The 11,859-nt window shown below is 42.1% G+C and carries 11 protein-coding genes; 2 read left to right on the forward strand and 9 right to left on the reverse strand.

Annotated features, from left to right (window positions below; translation table 11 throughout):
* The first annotated feature begins 10 nt into the window (after positions 1 to 10).
* On the forward strand, positions 11 to 952 hold the full coding sequence (locus tag ONT19_RS06915) for an exonuclease domain-containing protein (RefSeq protein WP_089545256.1): 942 nt from the start codon (positions 11 to 13) through the stop codon (positions 950 to 952).
* Between the two features lie 614 nt (positions 953 to 1,566).
* On the opposite strand, the gene ONT19_RS06920 is transcribed toward ONT19_RS06915, so the two are convergent.
* The 7 genes from ONT19_RS06920 to rpsF all read right to left on the reverse strand — a co-directional run bounded on the left by ONT19_RS06920 (position 1,567) and on the right by rpsF (position 9,048).
* Complete coding sequence (locus ONT19_RS06920; RefSeq protein WP_264952856.1) at positions 1,567 to 3,057, reverse strand: type II toxin-antitoxin system HipA family toxin; 1,491 nt, start codon at positions 3,055 to 3,057, stop codon at positions 1,567 to 1,569.
* 6 nt (positions 3,058 to 3,063) lie between these two features.
* Positions 3,064 to 3,375 (reverse strand): helix-turn-helix domain-containing protein, encoded by a 312-nt coding sequence (locus tag ONT19_RS06925; RefSeq protein ID WP_264952855.1) that lies wholly within the window; start codon positions 3,373 to 3,375, stop codon positions 3,064 to 3,066.
* Positions 3,376 to 4,425: 1,050 nt separating this feature from the next.
* The gene (locus tag ONT19_RS06930; RefSeq protein WP_117692268.1) at positions 4,426 to 6,618 is read right to left on the reverse strand and encodes an alpha-amylase family glycosyl hydrolase; all 2,193 of its coding nucleotides are present in this window, start codon (positions 6,616 to 6,618) and stop codon (positions 4,426 to 4,428) included.
* Positions 6,619 to 6,708: 90 nt separating this feature from the next.
* Positions 6,709 to 7,596: an ACP S-malonyltransferase gene (fabD, locus tag ONT19_RS06935; protein WP_264952854.1), complete on the reverse strand. Its 888-nt coding sequence runs from the start codon at positions 7,594 to 7,596 to the stop codon at positions 6,709 to 6,711.
* A gap of 284 nt (positions 7,597 to 7,880) precedes the next feature.
* Complete coding sequence (gene rplI, locus ONT19_RS06940; RefSeq protein ID WP_006847400.1) at positions 7,881 to 8,411, reverse strand: 50S ribosomal protein L9; 531 nt, start codon at positions 8,409 to 8,411, stop codon at positions 7,881 to 7,883.
* 20 nt (positions 8,412 to 8,431) lie between these two features.
* Positions 8,432 to 8,701, reverse strand: a complete 270-nt coding sequence (gene rpsR, locus ONT19_RS06945) for a 30S ribosomal protein S18 (protein WP_006847399.1) — start codon at positions 8,699 to 8,701, stop codon at positions 8,432 to 8,434.
* A 2-nt stretch (positions 8,702 to 8,703) separates the two neighbouring features.
* Complete coding sequence (rpsF, locus tag ONT19_RS06950) at positions 8,704 to 9,048, reverse strand: 30S ribosomal protein S6 (protein ID WP_006847398.1); 345 nt, start codon at positions 9,046 to 9,048, stop codon at positions 8,704 to 8,706.
* Positions 9,049 to 9,237: 189 nt separating this feature from the next.
* Between rpsF and ONT19_RS06955 the strand changes: the two genes are divergently transcribed.
* Entirely contained in the window at positions 9,238 to 9,435 is a 198-nt protein-coding gene (locus tag ONT19_RS06955) for a hypothetical protein (protein WP_118139066.1), read from the forward strand.
* Positions 9,436 to 9,495: 60 nt separating this feature from the next.
* Here the strand turns inward: ONT19_RS06955 and rprY are convergent, their stop codons facing one another.
* The gene (gene rprY / locus ONT19_RS06960) at positions 9,496 to 10,194 is read right to left on the reverse strand and encodes a response regulator transcription factor RprY (RefSeq protein ID WP_006847396.1); all 699 of its coding nucleotides are present in this window, start codon (positions 10,192 to 10,194) and stop codon (positions 9,496 to 9,498) included.
* Positions 10,195 to 10,253: 59 nt separating this feature from the next.
* Complete coding sequence (locus tag ONT19_RS06965; RefSeq protein ID WP_022121908.1) at positions 10,254 to 11,747, reverse strand: sensor histidine kinase; 1,494 nt, start codon at positions 11,745 to 11,747, stop codon at positions 10,254 to 10,256.
* Between the last annotated feature and the right edge of the window lie 112 nt (positions 11,748 to 11,859).

The following is an 11,859-nucleotide window of genomic DNA, read 5'->3' on the forward strand; positions in this document are numbered from 1 at the left end:
GTGTATAATTATGGCAAGTTTTTCTTTCGTTGCATTAGACATAGAAACAGCAACAGGCAAACGCAGTTCCATATGTGAGATAGGAATTGCTGTGGTTAAGGATTCTGAAATAAAAGAATCTAAAAGTTGGCTTATTAAGCCAGATGGTAACGTGTATTGGAACAGAAATATAGGCATTCATGGCATCACTCCTTCAGATACTCAAGACAAACCAACTCTTGCAGAAGTATGGAAAGAGATTCAACCTTACATTGAGAATCAAACTATCGTAGCACATAATACGGCCTTCGATATGTTTGCAATAGCAGAGGCTTTGACTAAAAATAATATTCCATTGCCCAACCTCAATTACTTCTGTAGCTTAAGAGTTGCACAAAAAGCATTCTCTCTCTTAAAATATTCCTTGGAGCCTCTATGCAAATCTTTAGGTATTCCATTTGAGCAGATCCATCGTGCAGAGTCAGATGCTGATGCCTGTGCAAAAGTTATGTTGAAATGTTTGGATAAACTTCAGGTCGATTCTTTTGAAGGGCTTGAACACAAAATCAATATAAGGCACGGCTTTTATAATGGAGGTTTGCATAATGGACAGAAAAGTATAGCAACAAATATTGGAAAAACAAAAAAATACTCCAATACTGCCAATCCCGACAATTTTGACGAGGACAACTATTTCTATGGTAAAGAAGTGTTGTTTACTGGCGAGATGAAGTATGGCAATAGAGAAAAAATGAGAGCCTTGATTGACAATATTGGTGGTCATTCTATTGATAGTTTCAAGAAATCTGTAGATATTCTTGTTGAGGGAGTCCAAAAAGCGAGCAATCTTACAACTGATGGGAAAAGCAGCAAACAAATAAAATGTGAGGAGTTACTTGCTAATGGAGGTTCTGTCGAGATACTATCAGAAGACGAGTTCTATGAGCGTTTTGGTATTTGGGACGAACAATAAAAAATATGTGGAAAAAGATTATTACTTATACTGTCGCTGCCCTAGCGGTTATAGGAGTTGGCGTTGTTCTTTTCTCTCTAATAGGAGTTGCAGTTTTCCTTCTGCCATTGTTGGCTGGAGCGTTCAAAAAATAGAATAATATCTGTTAAGCAAGAGGACATGGCATCTCCTCCCTGTAGTTAGCCGCCGAGTTGATATATAGAAATCTATTCTAGTACAGTCTTTGCGGTGCCGTAAACAAATACTCACGAAATCTGTTGCACAAGTCCACGTTTATCTCCCCAAAGGTACCCTTGTCTTGTGTAAAGATGCGAAGTGCTTAAAGACGTGCTGCAACTTGGAGTTCTTCTTGTCTGTCAATTTCTTAAAATAGGCAAGGATAATCCCCCTTCATCTATTTTTTCGTGAAGTGCGGTAATCTTTCCATTGGAGTATTTTGAGAGTGAACATATATATACAAAAACACCCCACGCATTTGAGCATCGTTGAGAGGCTTGGTGGGGGACTGACGGTGCAAAAATACGAATAATCTTTGATTATACAAACTTTTTAGAAGGAAAATAGAAAAAGCAAAGTGGATTTCTTTGCTTTTTCTATTTTAAATCAAATATCTTCTATCTCAGCAGATATTTCGCAACCAAATTTCTGAGCATCGTCTCCGGAAGATTCGACAATCCCGTCTCTTGAATCGTAGCATATTCGGGCTTGTTCTTTCCGATAATAAACTTACATTCTCGCCCATCTATGCTTGCATACAAATGGAAGTTGCCCTTGTAAGCCTGCTCTATGCGAACATCAGTACAACTTTTGCCATCTATCTCAAAAGAAGCAGAACTGTTGTCTTTATCCTCCAACCCCCATGATACGAGATGAACATTTATCGCTGACTCTATGGAACTGATCCATCTGTCCTGAACCTCATTTCGCTTGGCTATGTCACGGAATTGCCGCAGAGAATCAGCTACTTCCCTAATGATTGCATCAGCACGCCGAATGCCCTTGTCCTTGGCAAACTGAATGGCATCATCGTAAGAAATATGATGCAGCTTAGACCTTACATACATACAATGACCCGTATTAGGTAAATAGCCTCCTGTATCTATAATATAAGTGAGGTCATAGGCTGGTGACAAACGCCAAATCCCCGCCTCGTCCATCACAAAAGAGAAATTCTTTGTATGGTCATCCGTATTGTTGGAAAGGACATTGAACACAAGTCTGCGAAATACTTCCTGGCAATCAGTCTCCGGCAAATGTAATTTTCTACAGACAGCAATAAGTCCCTCATAGCTATCGGTTTCCGGAGAAATCGCAGCAAGAGTCTGCGTATGCAATTTCCGCTCACCATCACGATCGAAACGCTTCGTTATGAAATTCCGGTTTCCATCAATCTCATATAGTCTGGATGGCATCATATCTATTCCCGACTTGATGGCCATCTCATAATAGGTCATCTCTATCTCTGCAGAACTGTATTTCGTATCGCCAAATTTCAATATATAATAATCATAATCCTGAAGCCCAGCCACCTGACCGCTTCGTATCTCCCCAGTAGCTTTATTGATGGCAATGATAGCCTTAGGTTGGCGTCCACCAGCCGATGTTCCCACCGTAAGCAAGGACTGCATAGTGATAGATTCCTCTGGCATGATGTGAGCATTTTCACGCTCGATGAAAATGCGCTCAGCCAAGTCTGCCAACGACTTGACATCTATCATTTCTGCCTTATCCGTCTTTGCCACCTCTGGTAAGAATTCCAATGCACCCATGCCTCGCTTACCGATAAAAGAAAGTTTATCCAACGGAGTTATATCAGCATTTGGAATATGATTTTGAATTCGCCAAAGCTCGAAAAGCTGATTACCCCAGGCATCCGGCAACGAATCTGCTAGAAATGCAGGAAGTTTCTGGTACATTTTGGCATCCTCTCCCCACACGGGTGTCATTGCACGAATACCACGCACAGGAGCTTGAAGAGGAGAAACATCAATTCCCTTCTTCAAGAACTCAGGATTATATGTAAAGTACGATAACCTGCGGCGATTATCCCATGCCAAGCGACCAATCTCTTCGTCCCAAAGCATTACTCTCAAAGTATTTACCATAGCCAGTTATAATTTAGTATGACGAATTCTCTGTGCTTTCTTCTCATCCTTTCTCATCAGATAAGGAGATGGAGGAAGTTCTGGAAGCACATCATTGATGGCATCAATCTGCCCCACCACCTTCAGCAAGAGGAGAAAAGTGGAAAGCGAAAGATTGCCCGCTGTACCATTCTCAAACTTGTGGATGGTGGTCAAGCCAAGCCCAGTAAGCTCGGCAACCTCTTTCTGGGTGAGATTGCATCTCATTCTATATTCCTTGAATCTTACTCCCAGTAAACGTACCAACTCAGGAGTAGAATATTCATATAAATCTGCCATAATCTTCTATTTGTTTATCTATCATTATAATGATATTTATCCATTATATAAGCCTTTATCTTCAATATACTGATATTTACGGTTGCAAATATAAGAAAAAGGAATGAGACTTGCAAGCTTTCTGGAGATTATTTTCTATCTTTCTGCATTTTACAGGAAAATGACATGCGGAGTCGCTTACAAATGACGCAGATTCGCCCATCCCTTTATCCTCGCACATAAATGTTTTTTCTTGAAAAAAGTCTCAAAGTATCATTATTTACAAGTATATCACTGATACGTAACGGATTACAAAATGATACTTCCAAATATATTTACAAAGAAGTATCATAGAAGTATCATAAATTCAATAGAAGTATCATTAAATCACCATGATGCATCATAAAAAAACACGAAATTATAGTCAACTAAATATAGAAAAACTACAATTTGCTTGCTCAAATTAGTGCCCAAAAATCACCCCATGAAACGGGCACTCAATGCCCGCAGCACGGGCAATGAGTACCCAACACTTGGTCTACCGATGCCCGTCACTTGATCCCTTAGTGACCGTGTGACGGGCACTAAGAGACCAACCTATGTGCTTATTCCTAACTACAGTTATCTGTTTTCCATCTTATTCCTGGTTAATATTGGCATACTTTATAAACTAGAAAGGTAGACACACTATCAGTTTTATAAAACGGAAATAGTAGACATTATCAATTCTATAAAACTGAAATACTAGACATTTTTTAGTTTTTGTGCCTGTATTTCTAGACATAAATCCTCAAAAAAGACTTTTTTGCAAGCCACTTACCTGAATTTTATGATACTTCTATTGAATTTATGATACTTCTATGATACTTCTTTGTAAAATAAACAAAAAGTCTCATTTTTATAAACCATTACATATCAATCATATACATCGGTTTTAGCCACAAATAATGAGACTTTGATACTTTTTTCGAGAAAAAACTTTTATGTGCACGAAAGAAAAGGAAAGAAGAAAGCAGTAATTATAAAAGAAAAAAGCAGCAATGGCTACTACTCCATTGCTGCTTATTTTATTTACTGAACAATCTTGAAGCGGATACGCAAAGAATGCGCATGCTCATCCCAATTGGTACCAAGCAATACGAACTTGCCAATCTGGGCTGTAGAACGGACATGCTTGCCGATACATGGACAAACATCATAATCACCGATACGAACCAGACGCAAGGTCTCGCTCGCATCATCCGGCAGACGGTCTAACTTGACGTTAGCCGGAATGTGGTCACGATCCACAAACTCGTAAGTAACAGGCATATCAAGCTCTATCAGGCGATTCATCTCCGTCTCAATCGCCTTTTCCTCCTGACGGGTAGGCTTGTGATCGACTACGAAGGTCATCTTACTCTTCTTTCGCTCAATATGAGCATTCTTGCTGCGATCGCAGCCAAACATGCGAACCATCAACTGATTGAGCAGATGCTCAGCCGTATGAGCAGGAGGGAACTCCTCCTTATGATGCTCATTCAATATGATATCACTTTCCTCCATCTTGACATTGAATTTATAGATTCTTACTCCGTTAGCATCCATTGATATCGGGAACACGCCATCCTTCTTCAATTCAACCTTCTTCTTACCACCCGAGAACAGTTCTGTTACCAGCACCTCCTCTTCAGCAATATGGAAGAAATCGAAAGCATGACCAGGGATGCAAACCTGCAACTGGCGCGCCTCCTGAGCAAAGTTAAGTACGATGAGCATGGCTTCATCATCCTTCTTGCGAAGGAAGGCGAAATTGGTACGGGGATCGAAATTCTCAGAACCCGGATTCACATACATCAAATCGAAGGTCTCACCCTCGCGGATGGCTTTCTCTTCATTGGCGAAGCGAAGAAGCTGGCGATAAGTGGCTGCCAGATATTTCTGCTCCTGACTCAATGCCGAGTCAGATGAATCCTGATAGGCATGCGCCAGAGTTTCCGGACTCCAATAGTCGAATATCGTGGTACGGCCATCCGTGCCGCTGAATCCTTCCTTATCCATTCCCTTCTCGCCGAATTCCTGACCGCTGTAAAGCATGAAAGGATTCTTCTGGAAGAAGAGACTCATGGCTGCAGCAGGAATCGCCTTCATGGCTGAGCCACAGAAGAAATCGCTGGCGATGCGCTGCTCATCATGATTCTCAAGGAAATAGAGCATGTGATCGCGGATATCATCCACTACCTGCCACTCGTGAGTGATACTGGCTGCCGGACGCTCACCACGAACCACGCCACGCAGGCAATCATACATTCCTACTTTGTCATAAAGATAATCGAAACCAGCCTTTACAAAGTTGCGGTACTGGTTAGGATCGTAAACCTCACCGATAACGACGATATGAGGATACTTCGCCTTCAATATTCCTGTAGCGTATGCCCAGAAGGCCGTTGGCACCATTTCTGCCATATCACAGCGGAAGCCATCTACACCCTTGCTTGCCCAGAAGAGGAGGATACCTGTCATCTTACCCCATGTGTTTGGCACTGGTTCATAATGATAGCTTCTGCCTCCTGCATCACAGTAATCTACACCGTAATTGAGTTTCACGGTCTCATACCAGTCGTTACAGCCAGGATGGTTATCAAACCGATCGTTTCCTGTAGCTTTGGCTGGACTCTCGGTATAGGGTTCATAAATCTTGGCATCTTTCGCAGAAAAAGCCTTGAACTCTGGTTTGGAACGACGGATTTCATTCAAATCCAAATCGCCCCATGCATAATAGAAATTATTCCTAGTAGAGAAGTGCATGTTCGGATCATCATCTTCTCCCAAATCCCGTACACCTGTTGGTTTGCAAATGGAATGATACTCTCGGGCTACATGGTTCGGAACGAAATCCATGATTACTTTCATACCAGCCTTGTGAGTACGCTCTATCAGCTGCTCCCACTCTTTCATTCTCATACTGACATTCACAGCCAAGTCTGGATCGATATCATAGTAGTCGGTAATAGCATATGGCGAACCTGCTTTTCCCTTCACTACCTCTGCATGCTGAGTAGGAATTCCATAAGAAGAGTAGTTTGTCTGAGTGGCATGACGAATCACACCCGTATACCAAATATGTGTAAATCCCATATCGTGGATGCGAGCCAGAACTTCATCTGAGAAATTATTCAGCTTTCCGCAACCATTTTCTTCGATGGTACCATTTTCCTTACAGGTTGTATTCTGATTTCCGAAGAGTCGTGGGAGAACCTGGTATATAATAACTTTTTCCTTCATTTAGCGGCTTTACTAAAAAAAATGAAACGTTTTACCTTTCCAACAACGCCTTTGCTGAAAAGATAAAACGTTGAATAGTGTCATTGTTGATTAAGCAATACCGTGAGCGGCAACACTCTTGTCGATGCGGCCAATCATGCCCTGCAATGCCTTGCCAGGACCACACTCTGTAAAGTCATCAGCACCATCAGCAATCATAGCCTGTACAGATGAAGTCCAACGTACAGAGCTTGTAAGCTGTGCGATGAGGTTCTGCTGAATCTCAGCTGGATCAGTATGAGGCTTACCATCTACATTCTGGTAAACCGGGCACTTAGGAGCAGAGAATGTAGTCTTCTCGATGGCAGCCTGAAGTTCATCCTTAGCTGGCTGCATCAATGGAGAGTGGAAAGCACCACCAACCTTCAAAGGCAATGCACGCTTAGCACCAGCAGCCTTCAGTTTCTCGCAAGCAGCATTGATAGCATCTACGTTACCAGAGATAACGAGCTGACCAGGGCAGTTGTAGTTAGCAGCAACTACCACGTTGCCTTCTGTGCTCACCTCAGCGCAGACTTCCTCAACCTTCTCATCTGGCAAACCGATGATGGCAGCCATAGTACCAGGGTTAGCCTCGCAAGCCTTCTGCATAGCATTGGCACGGGCAGCAACAAGTTTCAAACCATCCTCGAAAGCCATAGCACCGGCAGCAACCAATGCAGAGAACTCACCGAGAGAGTGACCAGCAACCATAGCTGGCTTGAACTCCTCACCCAGGCAAAGAGCAGAGATAACAGAATGGAGGAATACAGCAGGCTGGGTAACCTTGGTTTCCTTCAACTGATCGTCGGTTCCGGCGAACATGATATCAGTAATCTTGAAGCCGAGAATCTCGTCGGCCTTATCAAAAAGTTCTTTTGCCAATGCGTTGTTATCGTAGAGATCCTTACCCATACCTACGAACTGAGAACCCTGTCCAGGGAAAACAAATGCTTTCATTTTATCCTTATATTTTTTAGTTTATAATTAATATTCCTGTAATGAATATGAATTCTCTGAATTCGACTGCAAAGGTACAATAAAATTCTGAGAATCAGCAGAGAATATCAAAAAATAAAGTTATATATTCTAAATTACTACAAGAATGGTAAAAACTTTCCATTCTGAATGCGGAACAGGCACAAAAAAAAATCCCTAATGCCTTTCGGCAAAAGGGATCTTTATATTAATTTGCTTTACAGTGCGAAAAATATCGTACTTCATACAAATTGATTGAGCTAGGATTATTCAGCTGCTGGAGCCTCTTCCTCAGCTGCAGCCTCAGCAGGTGCCTCAACTGGAGCCTCCTCAGCAGCAGGAGCTGCAACAGGAGCGTTCTCAGCAACAACGTTAACTGGAACCTTAACCTCAACCTCCTTGTGGTAGTGTACAGTAGCCTCGTACTCACCAACCTTCTTAGCATCCTTCATAGTGATGATCTTGCGATCAACCTCGATGCCCTTCTTAGCGAGTTCCTCAGCAACAGTTGCAGCGTTAACTGAGCCATAGAGCTGACCAGTAGCGCTCACCTTAGCAGCGATAGTAAGAACGATGCCCTCGAGAGCCTCGCCCTTCTTAACAGCCTCAGCCTTGATAGCCTCAAGCTTGTGAGCCTGCTGCTTCAAATCCTCAGCCAACTGCTTCTTAGCAGATGGAGATGCGATAACAGCCTTACCTGTAGGGATAAGGAAGTTACGACCATAACCACTCTTTACATTTACGATATCGTTCTTATATCCAAGACCGATAATATCTTGCTTCAAAATAATTTCCATTCTTCTTTATCCTCCTTAAATTACTTCATCAAATCGGTTACGTAAGGAAGCAAAGCGATCTGGCGAGCACGCTTTACAGCCTGTGCTACACGGCGCTGATACTTCAAAGATGTACCTGTGATACGACGTGGAAGGATTTTACCCTGCTCGTTCAAGAACTTCTTCAAGAACTCTGGATCCTTGTAGTCGATGTACTTAATACCGCTCTTCTTGAAACGGCAATACTTCTTCTTCTTTGTGTCGATAGAAGGAGCAGTCAAATAACGGATTTCTGATTTCTGATCTGCCATGATTAAGCCTCCTCTTTTTTACCAAGCTTTGCACGACGCTTCTCTGCGTAAGCGGCAGCATACTTGTCAAGTTTAACAGTCATGTAACGAATTACTTTCTCGTCGCGGCGATAAGCTGTTTCGAGTTTAGCGATAACAGTTGGCTCAGCCTTGAACTCAACCAAGCTGTAGAAGCCTGATGTCTTCTTCTCGATGTTGTAAGCCAACTTCTTCAAACCCCAAGCCTCTTTGTTCAGAATCTCAGCACCATTATCGGTGAGTACCTTCTCGAACTTAGCGACCGTTTCCTTCATCTGTTCATCAGACAAAACGGGAGTCAAAATGAAAACGGTTTCGTATTGATTCATACTACTTTAAATGATTAAATATTAATATAAAAATTCTCATGCAAACCGGAAAATGTGTGCGAAAACACAGCCTTTTCACGAATTGCGGTGCAAAATTACGACTTTTTCTTGAATTAACCAAATATTTTTCGTACTTTTGCACAAAATAATTGTTAATAGTATAAAAACAACCTCTAAATTGTAAAGAATATGGCAAAAATGAACAAGAAACTGATTACTCTGCTCCATACCCTACCATCTATGGGCATGGCTTTCATCGTTTTAGGCGTCCTGCTGATGGTGGCCAGCTTTGCGTTTTCCATTCAGGGAAACAGCGTACTCTTCGCTGGCCTCTTTTTCATTCTGGCGGGAGTAGCCGGATTTGTATATTCATTAAAAAAAGGATAAGCCGATCATCGACTTATCCTTTTTATATCTTTGGGAATCTTTTCCCAATTACAGAATCATTTAATCTTCGTTAGGAACTATCAGTTTGTATCCCTTACCATGGATATTGATGATTTCAATCTGAGGATCGTCCTTCAAATGCTTACGGAGTTTGGTGATATAAACATCCATTGAGCGTGCATTGAAGTAATTGTCATCAATCCAGATGGTCTTCAGAGCAAAATCGCGCTGCAGAATTTCATTAGAGTGAGCACAGAGCAAAGCAAGAAGTTCATTCTCCTTGGTGGTAAGTTTGGTCTGCTTTTCACCAATGGTAAGAAGCTGCTTCTGTGTATCGAAGGTAAAGTCACCAATGTGATACATGGTAGACTCCTTGCTCTTCTTGCCACGTACGCGGCGGAGAATAGCCTCTACACGGAACACCAATTCTTCCATAGAGAATGGTTTGGTGATATAATCATCAGCACCAATCTTGAAACCTTCAAGGATATCTTCCTTCAATGTCTTGGCAGTAAGGAAGATGATTGGGAGGTCGGCATTGGTCTGACGAATTTCCTGTGCCAGGGTAAAGCCGTCCTTCTTTGGCATCATCACGTCGAGTACTGCAATATCAAACTTATTCTTATTGAATTCCTTATAACCTACCTCGCCATCAGGGCACAGAACTGTAGTAAATCCCTTTGCCTGCAAATATTCGCGAAGCAACATACCTAAATTTTCATCGTCCTCGCAAAGCAAGATTTTAATTTTCTCTTCCATATCTTTATTCTTTAAAATTATTAATATTCTTTTAATTCTTTATTCTGTTTCTTCAAGTCTTAACTGTGAATCACCGGCAACTTGATGGTAAAGGTTGTGCCCTTTCCCAATTCGCTGTCTACCTTGATTTCACCATCATGAAGATCTACTATCTTCTTGACATAAGCCAGTCCCAGTCCGAATCCCTTCACATCATGGACATTGCCTGTATGTACGCGGTAGAACTTGTCGAATATCTTCTTCAGATTCTCCTTCTTCATACCCAGACCAGTATCCGTGATTGAGAGATACAGATGCTCTTCATCATTCCAGGTCTTCATCGTAATGTTAAGCGGCTCGTCCGGCTTGCGGTATTTCACGGCATTGTCCATCAGATTGAAGATGACATTCTGGAAATGTACCTCATCAACATAGAGTCCCGAATCGATAGCCTCAATATCGGTATAGACCTTTCCGCCAGTATGCTCAACGCGGAGCGAGAAGGAATTGGCAATATTCTCAACCATCTCGTTCAGATCGAGTTCTTTCTTCTTGAACACCGCCTTCTTGCGGTCGAACATACTCATCTGCAATACCTTTTCTACCAGGAAACGAAGACGCTTCGATTCATCGTTGATCACGTTACCCAGATGTTTCTGCATCTGTTCACTCTTTGCCACCGAGGTATCATTGAGCATCTGCGCTGCCAGACTGATACTGGCTATCGGCGTCTTCAGTTCGTGGGTCATATTATTGATGAAGTCGTTCTTTATCTCTGTATATCTCTTTTGTCTGAAGATAACCACAATGGTAAAGATGAAGGTAATCAGCAGTACCAGCGTGAAGATGACACTAGGAATCATGAAGCGCACACTGGAGAAGATATAGCTGTTCATATCCGGGAAATGCACCCTTACTACGCCCATCTTCGACTGTGGGTCGTTGCGGAAGAGCACCTGTGAGTAGCTGTATTCCTCACCCTCGTCCGTATAGTCAGGACAGCGGTAAACCTCTCGTCCATCCTGGGTAGTCACGGTGAAATGATAAGGAATGTTGATACCATTATTCATCATCTCAGCCTTGAGGTCCTGATCGAGCTGCTTGAAGTTGATTCTCTCCTTCAGCGGCTTGTCTGATGCCGAATAAAGGATAGAATATACCACCTCATCCAGCAACGCTTTCTGATAGACATAGCGGTTCTTCACGATTTCCTGAAGCGACTTCTGTGTTTCTGTCAGCGAATTCTTATCGCTACGCAGTATCATCGCCTTCGGCATATTGCCAGGATGTGTGGCATTTGTCTTCAGCTCGAAAGTTGAATAAACTGCCGCTCCCTTGTTCTTATCTTTATTGGCCTTACGTTCTGTCTCGTTGACATTCTTTTCGAGATAGCGCAGAGTTTCATTAAGCTCCAAATTTCTTGAAGCTTGATACAGGGCTCTGTTGACCGACTCGTCAAACTGTTCCTTCTTCATGTTTACCATCTCCTGGATGTAACTGAGCTGCAAGTACAGCAGCGCAAGGAACGAAAAGCCCATGATAATGGCTATGGTCCAAATCGTTTTCTTCTTCATGGGGGCAAAGATAAGAAATTTCTTAATCAGTTAACTTAAAATCGTTAATTAATTATTTACTCTTTCTAGTTTTTAACATTTTTCGGTATTTTTAGTTTCGTATATAAAACTA

It is taken from the genome of Segatella copri, assembly GCF_026015625.1.
Lineage (GTDB): Bacteria > Bacteroidota > Bacteroidia > Bacteroidales > Bacteroidaceae > Prevotella > Prevotella copri_H.